Source organism: Prauserella muralis, assembly GCF_003202285.1.
Taxonomy (GTDB): domain Bacteria; phylum Actinomycetota; class Actinomycetes; order Mycobacteriales; family Pseudonocardiaceae; genus Prauserella_B; species Prauserella_B muralis.
This window is the reverse complement of record NZ_MASW01000001.1, coordinates 153647-172301: the sequence shown is the minus strand read 5'-3', so window position 1 is coordinate 172301 and position 18655 is coordinate 153647. Positions and strand designations below refer to the sequence as shown.

Genomic DNA, 18655 nt, shown 5'->3' with positions numbered 1-18655 from the left:
AGGATGCAGGTCCACACGCGGCACACGCCTGCGTTCGGGGTCGCCAGGATCGTGCTCGCGCAGGGCGAGGCCGTGGAGGCCGACCCGGACACGATGATCGCGAGCAGCTTCGGCGTCACCGAGAGCAGGCAGGTGCGGGGCATCCGGGGACGGTCGGTCTTCACCGCGCCCGCGAACGGTGGCTGGCTCGATCTCGCGCCGAGCCATGCGGGCGACGTCTACCCGCTGGAGTTCGACGGGCGCGCGGGCTGGTGTGTGGCGGCCGACCGGGTGCTGGCGCGCCCGGCCACCGTGCGCAGGGACCAGCCGTGGCCCGCGCTGCAGGCGTTGTTCGGCGGCGACTCCGGGTTCCTCGAGCACTACGGCGGCTCCGGCCAGCTCGTGCTCGCCTGCCACGGTCCGGTGGACGCGCTGACGCTGGAGGCGGGCGAGGTGATCACCGTGCGACCCGCGTTCCTGCTGGCCTACCCGGACTCGGCGCAGGTGCGGCTGCGGGCGCTCGATCCCTCCGGCCCGCAGTCGGTGCGCACGGGCGAGGGGCTGGCGCTGGACTTCGCGGGGCCCGCGACGGTGCTGGTCCAGGCTCGCAGGCGCGCGCAGTAAAACCGCTCGGCGCAGTTACCGCAAATTGACCATTGCCCAGGCGCATTATTCCGGTAGCGTGATCGACGCTTGGAACGGGGCAGGCGGGACTGCCGCGTTTGCGTTTTGTAACAAGGAGGACGCCGTGGCTGTCGGCACGGTCAAGTGGTTCAACGCGGAAAAGGGTTACGGCTTCATCGAGTCCCCCGAGGGTCCCGATGTGTTCGTACACTACTCCGCGATCCAGGCGGACGGTTTCCGGACCCTCGACGAGGGTGACCGGGTCGAGTTCGAGATCACCGCGGGACGGGACGGCCGCAGCCAGGCCGCCGACGTCCGCAAGGTTTCGTAGCACCAGGGACAGGTCGCGAACCTGAACTACCGACAGGTCGCGCTCCACATCGGGCGTGGGCGTTAGGCTGCGCTCTGTGACAGGCGATGTGTCGGGGGACCTCACCGGTCGGCGGCTGGGCAACTACCGCATCGACGGTGTGCTCGGCCGGGGCGGCATGAGCGTGATGTACAAGGCCACCGACGTGCGCCTTGGCCGCAAGGTCGCGCTCAAGGTGATCGGCGAGCACCTCGGCGCCGACGCGGAGTTCCGCGAGCGGTTCGTCGACGAGGCCCGCAACACCTCGGCGATCGACCACGCCAACATCGTGCCGCTATACGACTTCGGCGAGCTCGACGGCATGCTCTACATCGCCATGCGCCTGGTCGACGGGTCCGACCTGGCCAGCCTGATCGGCGGTTCGCCAATGGAGCCGCAGCGAGCTCTCGGCCTGCTCGAACAGGTCGCCGACGCGCTCGACACCCTGCACAACCGCGGACTCGTCCACCTGGACGTCAAGCCGGCCAACGTGCTCGTCACGAGTCGTGAGTCGCACCGCGAGCACGTCTACGTCGCCGACTTCGGGCTGACCCGCCGGGGCGCCACCGGCCACCGCACGCGTGGTGGCGACTTTCTCGGCTCGCCGACCTACGCCGCGCCGGAGCACCTGCGGGGCGAGCCGCTCGACGGCAGGACCGACCAGTACGCGCTCGCCTGCATGCTCTACGCGTGCCTCACCGGGAACCCGCCCTTCCAGGGTGACGTGCAGACCGTGATCAAGGGGCACCTCAGCGGGGAGGCGCTGCCGGTGTCGCGGATGGTTCCCTCGGTGCCGCCCGCCGTCGACGACGTCGTCCGCAGGGGAATGGCGAAGAGCCCCGGCGACCGGTACGCAGGCTGTGTCGACCTGGTCCTCGCCGCGCGCAAGGCTCTGGACGCCGAGCCCGCGCTGTCGAAGACCCTGCCGGGCAGGCAGGCGGTCGCCGTCGCACAACACGGAGAGGGGGGCCCGGTGCATCCCTACGGTCAGCAGCCGGGACAGCAACCAGGACAGCCGGGCCCGCAGGGGCATCCCGGGCAGCCGATGCCACCGGGGACCCCTGGCCCGCCGCCGGGATACGGCCGGCAGCCACCTCCCGGATACGGCCAGCAGCCGCCGTACGGCATGCCCCCGCAGGGCCCGCCGCCCGGCTACGGGCCGCCGCAGGGCGGGGGCTCCGGATTTCACCAGCCGCCGCCGAAGAAGGGCGGCAAGGCATGGATCATCTGGGTGATCGTCGCGGTGGTCGTGATCGCCGGCGCCGTCGTGGCGGTCGTGCTGCTCACCGGTGACGACACCGGCGGCGAGCAGAACCAGCCTGGTGCGCGGACGGAGACCTCGCAGGCGCCCGACATCCCGGTCGGGCCCGGCCAGTCGCAGGGTGCGGAGCCGAGCGAGCCGGACTCCGGTGACACGGGCGGGAACAACCCGCCGCCGACCTCGATTCCGGTGGTTCCGGGCACGGGCGGGTGACCCCCGCTCCTTGCACTCTCACCCTGAGAGTGCTAAACACGGAATTGGCACTCGGCACCGTCGAGTGCTAGGCGGCTGGTCGCCGACCACCCGCCTGAAGGTCGGGACGGTGAGGCCAGGTTCGGCACTTTCCGAACTGGTCGTCCGTCGCGGGCACCGAGCCTGGCCGAGGACGTGTCCGATTACCGGAGGACCACACCGCAATGGCCAAACTGATTGCGTTCGACGAGGACGCCCGCCGCGGTCTCGAGCGCGGCCTGAACACCCTCGCCGAAGCCGTCAAGGTGACGCTGGGCCCCCGTGGCCGCAACGTCGTGCTCGAGAAGAAGTGGGGCGCGCCGACGATCACCAACGACGGTGTCTCCATCGCCAAGGAGATCGAGCTCGAGGACCCGTGGGAGAAGATCGGGGCCGAGCTCGTCAAGGAAGTCGCGAAGAAGACCGACGACGTCGCCGGTGACGGCACCACCACCGCCACCGTGCTCGCCCAGGCCCTGGCCAAGGAGGGCCTGCGCAACGTCGCCGCCGGCGCCGACCCGATCGCGCTGAAGCGGGGCATCGAGCAGGCGGTCGAGGCCGTCACCGAGCAGCTGCACAAGCTGTCGCAGGAGGTCGAGACCAAGCAGCAGATCGCTGCCACCGCCTCCATCTCCGCCGCCGACCGCACCATCGGTGAGCTCATCGCCGAGGCGCTGGACAAGGTCGGCAAGGAAGGCGTCGTCACCGTCGAGGAGAGCAACACCTTCGGGCTCGAGCTGGAGCTCACCGAGGGCATGCGCTTCGACAAGGGCTACATCTCCGGCTACTTCGTGACCGACGCGGAGCGGCAGGAAGCCGTCCTGGAGGACCCCTACATCCTCCTGTTCGGGTCGAAGATCTCGAACGTCAAGGACATGCTGCCGGTCCTGGAGAAGGTCATGCAGTCCGGCAAGCCGCTGCTGATCATCGCCGAGGACGTCGAGGGCGAGGCCCTGGCCACCCTGGTCGTCAACAAGATCCGCGGCACCTTCAAGTCCGTCGCCGTCAAGGCCCCGGGCTTCGGTGACCGCCGCAAGGCGATGCTGCAGGACATGGCCATCCTCACCGGTGGCCAGGTCATCAGCGAGGACGTCGGCCTGAAGCTGGAGAACGCCGACATCTCGCTGCTGGGCAAGGCCCGCAAGGTCGTCGTGACCAAGGACGAGACCACCATCGTCGAGGGTTCCGGCGACGCGGACCAGATCCAGGGCCGGGTCAACCAGATCCGCGCCGAGATCGAGAACAGCGACTCCGACTACGACCGGGAGAAGCTGCAGGAGCGGCTGGCCAAGCTGGCCGGTGGCGTGGCGGTCATCAAGGCCGGCGCCGCCACCGAGGTCGAGCTCAAGGAGCGCAAGCACCGCATCGAGGACGCGGTGCGCAACGCCAAGGCCGCCGTGGAGGAGGGCATCGTCGCCGGTGGTGGCGTGGCCCTGCTGCAGGCCTCCAAGGCCGCCTTCGACAGCCTCAAGCTGACCGGTGACGAGGCCACGGGTGCCAACATCGTGAAGCTGGCCGTCGAGGCTCCGCTCAAGCAGATCGCGGTCAACGCCGGCCTCGAGGGCGGCGTCGTCGCGGAGAAGGTCAAGGGCCTGCCCGTCGGCCACGGCCTCAACGCCGCGACCGGCGAGTACGAGGACCTGGTGGCCGCGGGCGTCATCGACCCCACCAAGGTGACGCGCTCCGCGCTGCAGAACGCCGCCTCCATCGCCGGCCTGTTCCTGACCACCGAAGCCGTGGTCGCGGACAAGCCGGAGAAGGACAAGGCCCCGGCCGGTGACCCGACCGGTGGCATGGGCGGCATGGACTTCTGAGTCCGGTCCTACCCGTATGAACCCCGGGGCGAGTTCGCTCGCCCCGGGGTTCGTGCTGTGTACGGAGGTTTCCGGGTCACGAGCCGTCGTCCTCCGGCATCAGCAGCCAGCACGCGGCGTAGACCAGCACCGGGGTGCCGAGGCCGAAGATCGTCGTGGCGACCAGCCCGATGCGGATGATCGCGGCGTCGACCCCGAGGTAGCGCGCCCAGCCACCGCAGACGCCCGAGAGCATGCGGTCGGTTGTGCTGCGGCGGAGCTTCTTGACCGTCACGTTGTTCGTCATGCCTCCATGCTCCGCGCACGCGGGCCCGGCGACATCGGGGAGCGACCCGGAACGAACCCGGAGACGGCGACCCTGAGCCACTCCTCGAGTTGCTCCACCTGGGCATGATCGGCGCACGCGGCTAGGGTCGGGTGCATGCCCGGATCACTGCTCGGAACCGAGGTGCGCAGGGTCGAGGACCCGGAACTGCTGCGCGGCGAAGGTTCCTATGTCGACAATCTGGCCATCGAGGGTGTGCTGCACCTGGCGTTCGTCCGCTCGCCGTTCGCGCACGCCGAGATCACCGGCATCGACGTCAGCGAGGCCGAGAAGGCCGACGGCGTTGTCGCCGTCTACACCGCCGCCGACCTCGGCCTGCCGCCGGTGCGGCAGTTCATGGAGGTCAACCGCGACTGCGTGCGGCCGCCGCTGGCCGAGGGCCGGGTGCGCTTCGTCGGCGATCCGGTGGCCGTCGTCGTCGCCGAGACCCGCGCGGCCGCGGCCGACGCGACCGAGCTCGTCGACGTCGACTACGAGCCGCTGGACGCCGTGGTCGACCCGGAGAGCGCGGTGGCGCCGGACGCGCCGCTGCAGTTTCCCGAGCTGGGCAGCAACATCGCGGCCGGGGAACGCGACGAGATCGGCGCCGGTGTGCTCGACGGCGCGGACGTGGTGGTGCGGGCCAGGATCGAGAACCAGCGCGTCGCCGTCGTGCCGCTGGAGGGCAACGCCATCGCGGTCGTCCCCGGTGGCCCCGGTGACGAGCACGACCTCACGATCCACGTGTCCACGCAGGCGCCGCACGCGTTGTGGGTGGCGGCGGCCAAGACGTTCGGCCTCGATCGCGAGCGGGTGCGGGTCGTCGCCCCGCACGTCGGTGGCGCGTTCGGAGGCAAGTTCGGGCTCATCGCGGAGTACGAGGTCGCGGTGGGCGTGGCGCGCAGGCTCGACCGGCCCGTGAAGTGGGTCGAGACGCGGTCGGAGAACCTGCAGTCGATGCCGCACAGCCGGGCCCAGGTGCAGTACGCCGAGCTGGGGCTGACGGCCGACGGCGAGATCACCGGCCTGCACTGCCGCGTGATCGGCGACTGCGGCGCCTACGCCGGGTTCGGCGGTGGCTTCGCGCTCGGCCCGACGCGTACCATGTCGCAGGGCGTGTACCGCATCCCCAGGATCAGCTTCGGTGCGATCGCCGCGCTGACCAACACCACGCCCACCGGCGCGTTCCGTGGCGCGGGGCGGCCGGAGGCTGCCGCGATGCTGGAACGCCTGATGGACCTGGCCGCCGCGGAGCTCGGCATGGACCCGGTGGAACTGCGGCGGCGCAACTTCCTGCGACCCGACGAGTTCCCGTACACCACCGTGGTCGGCGCGACCTACGACTCGGGCGACTACGACCTGCCACTGCGGGAAGCGCTGCGGCTCGCGGGCTACGAGGACCTGCGCGAGGAGCAGGCACGCCGCATCGAGGCGGGCGAGCAGGTGCTGCTCGGCATCGGTGTGAGCACGTACGTCGAGATCACCGGCGGCGGTGGTGGCGGTGAGTACGCCTCCGTGGAGATGAGCCCGGAGGGCAGGGCCACCATCAAGGTCGGCACGTCCGGGCACGGCCAGGGGCATCCCACGTCGTTCGCCATGCTGCTGTCGGACAAGCTCGGCATTCCGCTGGAGTCGGTGGACTTCGTGCAGTCGGACACCGCGCGGATCCCGCGTGGCGGCGGCACCGGCGGGTCGCGCTCGCTGCAGGTCGGTGGCAGCGCGGTGCGCGAGGCAGGTGAGCTGTTGCTGCGCAAGGCGAAGGAGCTGGCGGCCTCGCGGCTGGAGGCCGATGTCGCCGACGTCGAGCTGACCGCCGACGGCAGGCTGGGTGTCGCGGGTGTGCCGACGGCGTCGCTGAGCTGGGCCGAGCTGGCCACGGCCGCGGCGGAGGACGGTGAGCGGCTGGAGGCGAACACCGACTTCACGCCGGGTGGGGCCACCTTCCCGTTCGGCGCCCACGTGTCCGTGGTCGAGGTGGACACCGAGACCGGGTTCGTCCGGCCGCTGCGGCACATCGCCGTGGACGACTGCGGCCGGGTGCTCAACCCGCTGATCGTGCGCGGGCAGCAGCAGGGTGGTGCGGCGCAGGGCATCTCGCAGGCGCTGTGGGAACAGGTGACCTACGACGAGGACGGCAACCCCGTCACCGGCACGCTCGCCGACTACCTGGTGCCGTCGGCGGTCGAGATCCCGGCGCTGGAAACGGCGAACACCGAGACCGAGACGCCGCACAACCCGCTGGGGGCCAAGGGCATCGGCGAGTCGGCGACGATCGGCTCGACCCCCGCGGTGCAGAACGCCGTCGTGGACGCGCTCAAGCACCTGGGGGTGCGGCACGTGGACATGCCACTCACCCCGCAGCGGGTGTGGCGGGCCGTCCGCGACGCGCGGGCGGGCACGCTGCCCTCGCCGTGGCGGGAGCCGCCGCAGGCGTTCGACACGCTGCCGGTGCGCGCGGAGGGTCCCAACCCCCATGCGGACGAGGCTGCCGTCTAGGTTCCTAGATCCGCTCCGCGATCGCGCGTACCCGGTCGAGCCTGGCCAGCCACCGGTCCCGGGTCTCGTCGCCTGCCTGTACGGCGGGGGCGAGGTCCGGTTCCGGTGCCCGGCCCGGCACCGGCAGGTGACCGTCCATAGAGGACAGCGAGTGGGTTGTCACGTCGGTGGTGAGCAGCGACATCGTGCCGAGGCCGCACGCGAAGTCCAGTGACGGCAGCGCGGCGGCCAGTGCCAGTTCCGCGGCGAGGCCCACGCTCGTCTCCACGGCGGAGGAGACCACGCACGGCAGCCCGCAGGCCTCGGCGACCCGCAGCGCCCGCCGGACGCCGCCGAGCGGTGCCGCCTTCAGCACGGCGACGTCCGCCGCCCCGGCCACGGCGACCCGAAGGGGATCCTCCGCCCTGCGGATCGACTCGTCGGCGGCCACCCGTACGTCCACCTTCCGCCGGACGCGCGCCAGCTCGTCGATGGACGGGCACGGCTGCTCGACGTACTCCAGTCCTCCCGCGGCACGGTCCAGCTCGCCGATGGCGGCGACGGCCGTGTCGACGTCCCAGGCGCCGTTGGCGTCCACCCGGACGGCACCGCCGGGACCGAGCGCGTCACGGACCGCGGCCACCCGCTCACAATCGTCCACAAGCGACGATCCTGGGTCGGCCACCTTGACCTTCGCGGTGCGGCAGCCGGAGGCGGCGACCAGCTCGTGGGCGCGGTCCGGTGCCACCACCGGCACGGTCGTGTTGACCTCGACCCGGTCGCGCACCGGCTCCGGCCAGCCCTGGTCGGCGGCCTCCATCGCGGACGCCAGCCACGGCACGCACTCCGCGTCGGCGTAGTCGGCGAACGGGCAGAACTCACCCCAGCCCGCCGCGCCCTTCAGCAGCACCCCCTCCCGGACGGTGATGCCCCGGAACCGGGTGCGCAGTGGGATGGCGTAGACGAGGGGCGTGGTCACGGCCACCATTGTCCCGCCATGCCGCCGCGTTTCGCGCCCGGTGCCCGCTGGGTAGGCCCGGAGTGAACAGCAGAGCGAGAGGAGTGGTGAACGTGGCCGAGACACTCACGGGTCGTCGGGTCGCCTTCGTGGTGGCACCGGAGGGCACCGAGCAGGTCGAGCTGACGGAGCCCTGGAAGGCCGTGAAGGAGGCAGGTGGACAGCCGGAGCTCATCTCGTTCCAGCCCGGCAGCATCCAGGCCTTCAACCACCTCGACAAGGGTGACACGTTCCCGGTGGACAAGGTGGTCGCCGAGGCCTCGGTGGACGACTACGACGGGCTGGTGCTGCCCGGCGGGGTCGCCAACCCCGACCTGCTGCGCACCAACCCGAACACCGTGCGTTTCGTCGGCGAGTTCTTCGCCAAGCAGAAGCCCGTCGCCGTGATCTGCCACGGCCCGTGGACCCTCATCGAGGCCGACGTCGTGAGGGGCCGCAGGCTCACCTCCTGGCCGAGCCTGCAGACCGACCTCCGCAACGCCGGTGCCGAGTGGGTCGACGAGCAGGTGGTCGTGGACCAGGGCCTGGTCTCCAGCCGCAAACCGGACGACCTGCCCGCCTTCTGCGACAAGCTGGTGGAGGAGATCGCCGAGGGCGCCCACGCCGGGCAGGCCAGCAGCGCCTGAGCCTCCGCCGGTCAACCAGCATCCGGTGCCGCGTCACGCAGGCCCAGGAAACGAGCCAGCGTGATGGCGTCGCCGGGTGCCTTCACCTTCATGTCGTTGTCGAAGTAGACGAACACGTCGCGGGGCCGCCGTGATGCGGGCTCCGCCACCGTGCGCGTGGTGACCGGACTCTCGCCCGCATTCCACGCCGCGATTCGCGCCGTCCAGTTCCGCAGGGCCGCATCGGTGTAGCCACTGGCGTACAGCTCCTGGTCGCCGTGCAGACGGACGTAGACGAAGTCGGACGTCACCTCCTCCAGATAGGGCCAGGTTCCGGCCGTGTCCGCCACGACGAGGGCGATGTCGTGTTCGCGCAGCAGGCGGACACAGTCGGGCGTCGCGAAGCTGGGGTGGCGCACCTCCAGCGCGTGCCGGATGGGCCGGTCGCCGCCGGTGTGCAGGTACGGCTCGAACGTCAGCTTGTCGTCGTGGTGTCTCGCCAGCTCAGCGGCTTCGGCGGTGCTGCGCGGCAGGATCGCGAAGAACCCGGAGAGCCGCTCGGGATCGAACCTCAGCCTCGGCGGCAGCTGCCACAGCACCGGCCCCAGCTTGTGGCCCAGCGCGAGCACGCCGGAGGCGAAGAAGTTCGCCAGCGCCGCCTCGACTCCGCGGAGCTGCTTCATGTGCGTGATGAAGCGGCCACCCTTGACCGAGAACACGAAGTCGTCCGGCGTCTGCTCGAACCAGCCCCGATAGCGCTCGGGCCGCTGCAGCGAGTAGAAGGAGCCGTTGATCTCCAGGCTGTTGACCTGCCTGGACAGGTACTCCAGCTCCCGGCGGTGCGCGAGCCCCCGCGGATAGAAGGTGCCACGCCACGCCGGATACAACCAGCCCGACGTGCCGACGCGAAGCTGCGTGCCCTGCCGCGGAATGGTCACCTCCCGAGCGCGCTGGGGCTTCGTCACCTGTGGCCGGCGGGCCGTGTGGCCCCTGCCCGCAGGCCGGCGCACGGTGAAAACGGCTCACTGCGCCGCACCGATCATTCTGCGGCACGCGCCGCCGCCCTGCCGGGCTGCTGGCGCCGCGCTCAGTCCCACCAGAACCGCCACAGGCGGCGCCCGGTGAGCCCGGCTGCGAACTCCCGGAGCGTTCCCGGCTGGGCGGAGAACTCGTCCGGGCAGAACGCACGGTGTTCCGCCGCCACGGCCAGCGACCGCTCGCGGGTCTTCGGCGGCGCGGCGACCGACAGGTCCAGCGTGTCGAAACCGAGCCCGATCAGCACCGCGCCGAAGCGCTCCTCCCAGCTGCGCAGGACCGCCGACAGCGCGGCCACCCGATCGGTCATCGTGCGCATTCCCTGCCAGCCGAGCGCGGCCGGTACGTCGGCGGGCCGGGCGGCTTCGACCAGGCCGAGCCTGCACTGCCCGTGGCTCGCGATCACCGACCCGGTGTTGCCTGCCTCCGCGAGCGGGTCGGCACGGCTTGGTGACCTGCGTGCGAGACCGGGGAAGGCGGCGCCGTAGGGATCGAGGCAGTGCCCGTCGCAGCACGGCTCCGGCCACCATGCGGCGAGCGTGTCCCGCGGGTCGTTGAGGTGGATCTCGTCGGCGGCGGGCGGCAACCAGCCCCGGTCCTCGATCCAGTCCTCCCCGGTGAGCTCGAATCGGGCGTCCCGGGGGATGAGCACCGGCCAGTGCCCGGTGCGCGGATAGGCGGCGACGCACGCCAGGTACAACTCGGGCACGGCGAGCTCCTCGTCCGAGACCCACATGCGCCCTCGCATGCGGCCTGCGGGCAGCGTGAGCTGGGACAACGGATCGGGCGAGCGGAACTGCACCACGGTCATGAGCGAACCCCTTCCAGACAGGCGGCCATCAACGGACTCGAACACTAGTTCGAGGGTCCGACAGTTCTCCGGGCGCGGGACAGGGGACGGTACTGGTTCACTCGGTCGGGTGGCGGTGGGCTGATCCGTGGTTGCGGCGCCGCCCGACCCGAGCGCAGAACTCGCGGACCTGAGTGCAGGACTCGCGGACCTGAGCGCAGGACTCGCGGGCCTGAGTGCAGGACTCGCGGTCAGAGGGGGCGCAGGAGGTCGTCGGCGTCGACGATCCGGTACGCGTAGCCCTGCTCGGCGAGGAAACGCTGCCGGTGCGCGGCGTAGTCGGTGTCCAGCGTGTCCCTGGACACGACGGAGTAGAAGTGCGCCTGGCGGCCGTCGGCCTTGGGTCGCAGCAGCCTGCCGAGTCGCTGGGCCTCCTCCTGGCGGGAGCCGAACGTGCCCGACACCTGGATGGCCACGGCCGCCTCGGGCAGGTCGATCGAGAAGTTCGCGACCTTCGACACCACGAGCTTGTCGATCTCACCCTTGCGGAAGGCGTCGAACAGCGCCTCGCGTTCCCTGTTCTTCGTCGAGCCCTGGATCACCGGAGCGTCGAGCTCGGCACCCAGCTCCTCGAGCTGGTCCAGATACGCGCCGATCACCAGGGTCGGCTCGCCCGCGTGCTTGTCCACGATCGACTTCACGACGCCGGTCTTGGTGTGCGCCGTCGAGGCCAGGCGGTATCGCTCGTCGCTCTCGGCCGTCGCGTAGCTCAGCCGCTCGGCGTCGGTGAGCGTCACGCGCACCTCGATGCACTCCGCCGGCGCGATCCAGCCCTGCGCCTCGATGTCGCGCCAGGGCACGTCGTAGCGCTTCGGCCCGATCAGCGAGAACACGTCGCCTTCCCTGCCGTCCTCGCGCACCAGCGTCGCCGTCAGGCCGAGCCTGCGCCGGGACTGCAGGTCGGCGGTCATCCGGAACACGGGCGCGGGCAGCAGGTGCACCTCGTCGTAGACGACGAGCCCCCAGTCGCGCGAGTCGAACAGCTCCAGGTGCCGGTACTCGCCCTTGCTCTTGCGCGTGATGACCTGATAGGTGGCGATGGTGACGGGGCGGATCTCCTTCTTCTCGCCGGAGTACTCCCCGATCTCCTCCTCGGTCAGTGACGTCCTGGCCACGAGCTCGCGCTTCCACTGCCTGCCCGCGACGGTGTTGGTCACGAGGATCAGCGTCGTGGCCTCGGCCTGCGCCATCGCGGCGGCGCCGACCAGCGTCTTGCCCGCCCCGCACGGCAGCACGACCACACCGGAGCCGCCCGCCCAGAACGCCTTCGCGGCCTGGCGCTGGTACTCGCGCAGCGCCCAGCCGTCCTCCCGCAGGCTCATCGGATGGGACTCGCCGTCGACGTAGCCGGCAAGGTCCTCCGCGGGCCAGCCCGCCTTCACCAGCGCCTGCTTGAGCCTGCCGCGCTCGGAAGGGTGCACCACCACGGTGTCGTCGTCGATGCGGGCGCCCAGCATCGGGTTGATCTTCCTGTTGCGCAGCACCTCTTCGAGCACGGCGCGGTCGGTGGTCGACATGACCAGCCCGTGCGCCGGATCGTTCTGCAGCTGCAGCCTGCCGAACCGGCCCATGGTGTCGACGACGTCGATGAGCAGCGGCTGCGGGACAGGGAACCGCGAATGGGTCGTGAGCGCGTCCACCACCTGTTCCGCGTCGTGGCCCGCGGCACGCGCGTTCCACAGCGCCAGCGGCGTGATCCGGTAGGTGTGCACGTGCTCCGGTGCGCGTTCCAGTTCCGCGAACGGCGCGATCGCCACGCGAGCGTCCTCCGCGCGCTCGTGGTCGACCTCGAGCAGCACGGTCTTGTCGGACTGGACGATCAGAGGGCCATCACTCACGCCCTCCTTTATACGTTCCCTCCCCGGAGCCTGGCCCAGTGGTGAGGCAGCCGTGCCCCCGCCTGCGCCGAGCCGAAGGGCACCTTGGGTACACCAGACGTGCCCGCGGGCACCGTGGGCTCCGTTGGTGTCCCACTCGGGCGAACCCCTTGCGCCCGGTGCTACGACAGTTCCGGCTTGGGCAGCAGGCTCTGCACGTCGAGGCGCTCGGCCAGCAGGCCGGAGCCGTGCATGAGATCGGCCACCCGCTGCAGCCGCACGCCGTTCAGCGAGGTGGGGTAGGTGCCGAGCGACACCAGCGACGCCGTCGTGGGGTCGATGTCGGCGAGGCCGGGCAGCGCGCGCCGCACGGCCGACTCGTCGGCGCCCCGCTGTTGCGCCGTGCCCAGCAGCTCGCGGAACAGCGCCAGCGTGCGCGGGTTCCGCTCGGCGAACTCGGCACTGCTGGCGTAGGCGGACATCGGGAAGTCCTGCGTGTCGCCCCTGGCGCAGTCGGCGAGCACGATCGCGCCCAGGTCCTTCTGCGCCGCGGTGAGGTACGGCTCGACCATCCAGGCGGCGTCCACCTCGCCGCCGGCCAGCGCGGCCGCCATGTCCTGCGGCGCGCGCTCGGTGAACGTCACGGTTTCCGGGTCCACCCCCGCGGTGCGCAGGACCGAGCCGGTGGTCAGCGTGCCGAGGCCGTCCTGGCGGTCGACGGCGATCGTGGGCGCGGACAGCTCGCTCGGCTCCTCGTAGCCCGAGGACGGCACTGTGACGAGGGCCATGGAATCGGTGCCCGCCGTGTAGGCCTCGCCCTGCAGCCGCAGTGCCGTGCCGGTGGCCGCCGCCGTGAACAGCGCGGCGTCCCTGCCGAAGACGACGTCCAGCTCCCCGGCCGCCAGCTTGGCGAGGCCGTCATCCTCGTCGGCCTGTTCCACGAGCTCCACGCGCAGCCCGCCGGCCGCGAACTCGCCCGCGGCGACGGCCATCCGCAGCGGCGCCGTCTCGATGACGTTGCCGACGCCCACCCGCAGCGTGGTGCGTTCCGGTGCGGGTGGTTGCTCGTCGGAGCCGAACACCGAGCACCCGGTGACCACGAGCAACGCGGTGAGCAGGGGGAGCAGTCGCCTGCGGGAACGGTTGATCGGGTCCTCCAAGATCACAAGCGAGACTGCCCGATCCGGTGGAGTCCGGGCAGGCAAAACCAATACCATCGCCCGCGACCCCGCCGAGCTGCGGGCGCCTTCCGGATCATCACGAGTGCCGCTACCCTCCAGTGGTTTCCCCGGGGACGTGCCCTGACTGCGGTTTGACAACAGGTTCGACAGAGGAAGCCAGGTGACCCGTCGCAGTAACCGTCCCCACCGGGATGACGCGACGGATCCCGGACGTGCCGGGGGGCGCTGGAGGCTCCGCAACTGGCGGCTGCGCACCAGGTTGGTGGCCGCACTGCTGATCCCGGTGCTGGCCGTCGTCGTCCTGGTGGGTCTTCGTATCGCGGACGATCTCGGCAGGGCGTCCGGGTTCGCCGAGGGCGCGCAGCGCGTGCGGGTGGACACGACCGTCGCCGACCTCGTGCACGAGCTGCAGCGCGAACGCGACCTCACCGTGCGCTACGTCGGTGCGGGCAGGCAGAGCGGGCTGCGGGAGCTGCGCGAGCAGCGGGGCAAGGTGGACGCCGCGATCGGCGCGTTCGACCGCGAGCTCTCCGCCGCGACGCCCGATCTCGCGCCGGAGGCCGTGGCCGCCTTCCAGCAGGTCGAACGCAGGCTGGACGTGCTCACGGGACTGCGCTACGCGGGCGAGAACTCGCAACTGCCCGCCGACGCCGTGCTGCGCTCGTACGGCGGGCTGATTTCCGGTCTGCTCGACATCGGCGACCAGGCCGTGTCCGGCATCGAGGACGACCAGCTGGCCCGGACCCGGCTGGCCGCGGGCGCGCTCGCGCGGGTCAAGGACCAGATGTCGGTCAAGCGGGCCATCGTCGCCGAGGCGCTCGCGAGCGGCATCCTCACCGAGGACAGGGAACGGGCGCTGCTGGGCGCGGAGGCCGAACTCGACGCCGCCCGCAACGACTTCCGGAAGTTCGCCACGCCGCGGCAGCGGCGGATGTACGACGACACGATCATCGGTCTGGTCGTGGACATCGGCAACGGCATGGTCGAGTCGGTGCTGCGGCGGGCCGGTGCCGACCAGGACCTCGCGGGACTCGACCCCGCTCAGTGGGACACCGCCGCCACCTACACGGTGAACCTCGCGAAGCGGGTGCAGGACGCCCTGCACGTGCAGATCCAGCAACGGTCCGACGCGCTGGCCACCGACGCGCGCCGCTCGGCGATCATCGACGCGGGCATCGTGCTCGGGGTGCTGGCGGTCGCGGCGGTCCTCGCGATGCTGATCGCGCGGTCGCTGCTCGCCCCGCTGCGGCTGCTCCGGCAGAACGCACTCGACGTGGCACAGCACCGGTTGCCGGACGCCGTGCGGGGCATCCTGGCCGACCCGGACCCGCGGCCGGAGGAGGCGCATCGCAGGGCCGTCGAGCCGGTGCCCGTGTTCAGCAGAGAGGAGCTGGGCCAGGTCGCGAGGGCGTTCGACGCCGTGCACGGCGAGGCGGTGCGGCTCGCGGGCGAGCAGGCCATGCTGCGCGAGAACGTCAACTCGATGTTCGTCAACCTCTCCCGGCGCAGCCAGGACCTGGTGGAGCGGCAGCTGTCCGTGCTCGACCGGATGGAGGAGCACGAGCAGGACCCGGACATCCTGAGCGGCCTGTTCGAGCTCGACCACCTTGCCACGCGGATGCGCCGCAACAGCGAGAACCTGCTGGTGCTCGCGGGACAGGACGTGGGGCGCCCGCTGCCGGGCGCCGTGCCCGCCGACGAGATCATCGGAGCCGCGCTGTCGGAGGTGGAGCACTATCCCCGGATCAAGATCGCCGCGACGCCCCGGCTGAGCGTGCTCGGTGAGGCGGTCGGCGACCTGGTGCACGTGATCTCGGAGCTGTTCGAGAACGCCACCGCCTACTCCGGCGACGAGACGCCCGTGTCGGTGGTCAGCTCGGTGACCCCGGACGGCGAGTGGCGGATCGACATCACCGACCGTGGCGCGGGGATGCCCGATGCCGAGATCCGCAGGGCCAACGAGCGGCTCGCCGAGCCGCCCGAGGTGGACGTCGAGGTGTCCCGGCGGATGGGGCTCTACGTGGTGGCCAAGCTCGCCAGGCGGCACGGCATCCGCGTGTGGCTGTCGGCGGCGGACATCCGGGGGCTCACGGCGACCGTGGTGGTGCCCGCGGAGCTGGTGCAGTTCGAGCCGACGCCGCGCCCGATGCCACCTGCGCCCGCCCCGGTGGCCGCCCAGCCGGCCACCCCGCCGGTGCCGGCACCGGAGCCCGAGCCGGAGTGGCATCCGGAACCGGACCCCCAGCCGGAGCCCGAGCCCGAGCCCGAGCCCGAGCCTGCCGACGTCTGGCAGGAGCCGCCCCTGCGCGCCCCCGTGCGGCCGGAGCCGGCGCCCGAATGGCCCACCGAGCACGACCAGGAGGAGTACGCGCTGTCCGAGGACACCCCGACCGACCGGATGCCCGCGTACCAGGAGGTGCTCACGCAGTGGTTCCGGACGGGCGAGGCGCCCGGAGCCGAGGACGTGGCCTGGCCTTCCGAGGACGCGGAAGAGGAGCGGCAGGCCGTCGTGAGCCGCGCGCCGGAGGACGTGCGCTCCCGGATGGCGAGCCTGCAGAACGGCGTGCGCCGCGGCAGGCACGCGCGGGCGGAGTGAGCCCGCGGCCCCGGCGGGCCTCAGTGCGGCCGCATCCCATCCAGGAACACGTTGAGCGTGCGGGCGCGCATCGACACGTCGAGCGTCTTCCCGATCGCCTGAGAGGCGCCGACCAGCAGCGCGATCACCTCGTCGATGCCGATGTCGTCGCGGATCCCGCCCGCCTGCTGTGCACGGGCGAGCAACTCGCCGAGCGCGGCGCGGAGCTCGTCCTCCACGGGTGAGGCCGACTCGCGGACGTCCACGCCGGCCTCGGTGAGCGCCTCGGCCAGGGCCTGCTTGGCGCCCGAGTCGGCCACCAGCGTGCCGAACAGCTCCCGGAACGCCTCGTCCGGCGCCTGCCGGGTGGCCATGGTTCTGGCCTGCTCGCCGACCCGGCGAAGGCGTTCGGCGAACACGGCCTCCAGCAGCAGTTCCTTGGTCGGGAAGTGCCGGAACACGGTGCCGATGCCCACGCCGGCGCGCTTGGCGATCTGGTCGGTGGAGGCGTCGGTGCCGTGCTCGACGAAGACCTCGTCCGCGGCGGAGAGCACCTTCGCGCGGTTGCGCACGGCGTCGGCGCGCGGGCTCATCGCGCGGCTTCCTTGACAAGCGGAGTCGGCGCTCCGTCCGTTTGAAGCGGAGTCACGGCTCCGATAATAGGAGGGCAGGGACCGGATCCGGCAGCACCTTGCCGCGGCCTCGCGGGTCCCGATCACCCTGCGGGCCGAGCGGCTGGAGATCCGCGAGACCACGGACCCGGAGGTGATCGTCGCCGAGTGCGACTACGACGTCACGGTCACCACGACGGGGGCCCGGCTGACGGTGCGGAACATCTTCGTGGTGCGCGTACGGGACGGGAAGATCATGTGGTCGCGCGATTATCACGATCCCACGATGCTGGTCGAGGCGCTGGATCATCCGATAGCGTGAGGCGGTGGGATCCGTACGCGACGTCACGCGCGAGCTGCTGCGCGAATGGGGACTGACCACCGTCTTCGGGAATCCGGGCACCACGGAGATCCCGTTCCTCACCGACTGGCCGTCGGACTTCCGCTACGTGCTGGGGTTGCAGGAGTCCGTGGTGGTCGCGATGGCCGACGGCTACGCGCAGGCCGCCCGGGAGCCGGTGCTGGTCAACCTGCACTCCGCTGGCGGGGTCGGGCACGCCCTGGGCAGCATGTTCACCGCGTATCAGAACCGCTCACCGCTGATCGTGGTGGCGGGACAGCAGACCCGTTCCCTGCTGCCGGAGGACCCGTTCCTCGGCGCGACGGACGCGGCGCTGTTTCCGCGCCCGTACGTGAAGTGGAGCTGTGAGCCTGCCCGCGCCGAGGACGTGCCCGCGGCGCTGGCGCGCGCCTACCACATCGCGACGCAGCCGCCGTACGGTCCGGTGTTCCTGTCGGTGCCCGCCGACGACTGGGACGCCGAGGCGCGGCCGGTGCGGGCCCGGCCGCGCGTGCCGGGCTTCGCCGCCGATCCGGACGCGCTGGCCGAGCTGGCGGCGGCACTCGAGCGCAGCACGGCGCCGGCGTTCGTCGTCGGCGCGGCCGTGGACCAGGACGGCGTCGTCGAGGAGCTGGTGTCGCTCGCGGAGCGGAGCAGGGCCGGGGTGTACGCCAGCCCGATGTCGGGCCGGTGCTCGTTCCCCGAGGACCACCCGCTGTTCCTCGGTTTCCTCACGCCGGAGCGCATCGCTCTGGCGGACACGCTGGCCGCGCACGACCTCGTGGTGGTGATCGGCGCGCCCGCGTTCACCTATCACGTGTACCGGGGCGAGCCCGAGCGGGAGCTGCCGCCGACGTTCGTGGTCTCCGACGACGAGCAGGTGCTCGCGCGGGCCCCGCATGGCACCGGCGTGCGAGCCACGCCCGCGCTCGCGGTGCGGCAGCTGGCCGACGCCGTGGGGGACACGACGAGGGCGGCGCCCGCGCCGCTGGCACGGCCCGCCCGCCCGCCGGAGACGACGCCGGTGTCGGGCGGCTACGTCTACAGCGTGCTCGCCGAGCTGCTGCCCGACGACGCGATCGTGGTGGAGGAGGCGCCGAGCCACCGCAACGTCCTGCACGACCACCTGCCGATCTCCTCGCGCGACACCGGCTTTCTCGCCGCCGCGAGCGGAAGCCTCGGCTGGGCGCTGCCCGCCGCGATCGGCGCGGGACTGGCGCGGCCGCGGCGCAAGGTCGTGAGCGTGCTGGGCGACGGCTCCAGCATGTACAGCATCCAGGCACTGTGGACGGCGGCCACCGAGCAGGTGCCGGTGACGTTCGTGGTCCTGGACAACACGCAGTACGCGGCGGTGCGCATCCTCGGCGAGGCGATCGGCGGCGAGAAGCTGCCGGGTGTGGACCTCGGTGGTATCGACTTCGCCGCGCTCGCCAGCGGCATGGGCTGCGCCACCTACCACGCCGAGCAGCCCGGCGAGCTGAAGGCCGCGCTCAGCGCCTCGCTCGCCGACCCCAGGCCGAGCGTCGTGCATGTCCGCGTCGACCCGGCCCCGGAAAAGATCTACTGAGCAGGGAGCAAGGGACCTT

At 71.6% G+C, this 18655-nt stretch carries 15 protein-coding genes and 1 pseudogene; 9 read left to right on the top strand and 7 right to left on the bottom strand.

From position 1 onward, the window contains the following. Window positions 1–3 precede the first annotated feature (3 nt). The 4 genes from BAY60_RS01630 to groL all read left to right on the top strand — a co-directional run bounded on the left by BAY60_RS01630 (window position 4) and on the right by groL (window position 4258). Window positions 4–603 carry an AIM24 family protein gene (locus BAY60_RS01630; RefSeq protein WP_112280643.1) on the top strand — a complete coding sequence of 200 codons (600 nt, stop codon included), beginning with the start codon at window positions 4–6 and terminating at the stop codon, window positions 601–603. Between the two features lie 124 nt (window positions 604–727). Then, window positions 728–934 (top strand): cold-shock protein, encoded by a 207-nt coding sequence (locus tag BAY60_RS01625; protein ID WP_091803293.1) that lies wholly within the window; start codon window positions 728–730, stop codon window positions 932–934. A gap of 76 nt (window positions 935–1010) precedes the next feature. Then, the gene (locus tag BAY60_RS01620; RefSeq protein ID WP_112279042.1) at window positions 1011–2426 is read left to right on the top strand and encodes a serine/threonine-protein kinase; all 1416 of its coding nucleotides are present in this window, start codon (window positions 1011–1013) and stop codon (window positions 2424–2426) included. 203 nt (window positions 2427–2629) lie between these two features. After that, window positions 2630–4258 (top strand): chaperonin GroEL, encoded by a 1629-nt coding sequence (gene groL / locus BAY60_RS01615; RefSeq protein ID WP_112279041.1) that lies wholly within the window; start codon window positions 2630–2632, stop codon window positions 4256–4258. 76 nt (window positions 4259–4334) lie between these two features. Here the strand turns inward: groL and BAY60_RS01610 are convergent, their stop codons facing one another. Then, entirely contained in the window at window positions 4335–4544 is a 210-nt protein-coding gene (locus tag BAY60_RS01610) for a PspC domain-containing protein (protein ID WP_112279040.1), read from the bottom strand. A gap of 135 nt (window positions 4545–4679) precedes the next feature. Between BAY60_RS01610 and BAY60_RS01605 the strand changes: the two genes are divergently transcribed. Then, window positions 4680–7058, top strand: a complete 2379-nt coding sequence (locus tag BAY60_RS01605; RefSeq protein WP_112279039.1) for a xanthine dehydrogenase family protein molybdopterin-binding subunit — start codon at window positions 4680–4682, stop codon at window positions 7056–7058. Window positions 7059–7062: 4 nt separating this feature from the next. On the opposite strand, the gene BAY60_RS01600 is transcribed toward BAY60_RS01605, so the two are convergent. Then, window positions 7063–8025, bottom strand: a complete 963-nt coding sequence (locus BAY60_RS01600) for an o-succinylbenzoate synthase (protein ID WP_112279038.1) — start codon at window positions 8023–8025, stop codon at window positions 7063–7065. Between the two features lie 77 nt (window positions 8026–8102). Here BAY60_RS01600 and BAY60_RS01595 point away from each other — a divergent pair, with 77 nt between their 5' ends. Continuing rightward, window positions 8103–8681 carry a type 1 glutamine amidotransferase domain-containing protein gene (locus BAY60_RS01595; protein ID WP_112279037.1) on the top strand — a complete coding sequence of 193 codons (579 nt, stop codon included), beginning with the start codon at window positions 8103–8105 and terminating at the stop codon, window positions 8679–8681. Window positions 8682–8692: 11 nt separating this feature from the next. On the opposite strand, the gene BAY60_RS01590 is transcribed toward BAY60_RS01595, so the two are convergent. From BAY60_RS01590 to BAY60_RS01575, 4 genes are all read right to left on the bottom strand, one after another. Next, complete coding sequence (locus BAY60_RS01590) at window positions 8693–9592, bottom strand: DUF72 domain-containing protein (protein ID WP_112280642.1); 900 nt, start codon at window positions 9590–9592, stop codon at window positions 8693–8695. 155 nt (window positions 9593–9747) lie between these two features. Continuing rightward, window positions 9748–10506 carry a DUF4253 domain-containing protein gene (locus BAY60_RS01585; protein ID WP_112279036.1) on the bottom strand — a complete coding sequence of 253 codons (759 nt, stop codon included), beginning with the start codon at window positions 10504–10506 and terminating at the stop codon, window positions 9748–9750. A 230-nt stretch (window positions 10507–10736) separates the two neighbouring features. Continuing rightward, the gene (locus BAY60_RS01580; protein ID WP_112279035.1) at window positions 10737–12383 is read right to left on the bottom strand and encodes a DNA repair helicase XPB; all 1647 of its coding nucleotides are present in this window, start codon (window positions 12381–12383) and stop codon (window positions 10737–10739) included. Between the two features lie 161 nt (window positions 12384–12544). Then, complete coding sequence (locus tag BAY60_RS01575; RefSeq protein WP_425466434.1) at window positions 12545–13528, bottom strand: ABC transporter substrate-binding protein; 984 nt, start codon at window positions 13526–13528, stop codon at window positions 12545–12547. 175 nt (window positions 13529–13703) lie between these two features. Between BAY60_RS01575 and BAY60_RS01570 the strand changes: the two genes are divergently transcribed. Continuing rightward, window positions 13704–16139, top strand: coding sequence for a sensor histidine kinase (locus BAY60_RS01570; protein ID WP_112279033.1), 2436 nt, complete (start codon window positions 13704–13706; stop codon window positions 16137–16139). Window positions 16140–16159: 20 nt separating this feature from the next. On the opposite strand, the gene BAY60_RS01565 is transcribed toward BAY60_RS01570, so the two are convergent. Further along, window positions 16160–16711: a TetR/AcrR family transcriptional regulator gene (locus BAY60_RS01565; RefSeq protein WP_112279032.1), complete on the bottom strand. Its 552-nt coding sequence runs from the start codon at window positions 16709–16711 to the stop codon at window positions 16160–16162. 82 nt (window positions 16712–16793) lie between these two features. On the opposite strand from BAY60_RS01565, the pseudogene BAY60_RS01560 reads away from it, so the two are divergent. Then, a pseudogene (locus tag BAY60_RS01560) lies at window positions 16794–17051 on the top strand (nuclear transport factor 2 family protein); the annotation flags it as partial. Window positions 17052–17055: 4 nt separating this feature from the next. After that, complete coding sequence (gene mdlC, locus BAY60_RS01555) at window positions 17056–18636, top strand: benzoylformate decarboxylase (protein ID WP_112279030.1); 1581 nt, start codon at window positions 17056–17058, stop codon at window positions 18634–18636. Window positions 18637–18655 lie beyond the last annotated feature (19 nt).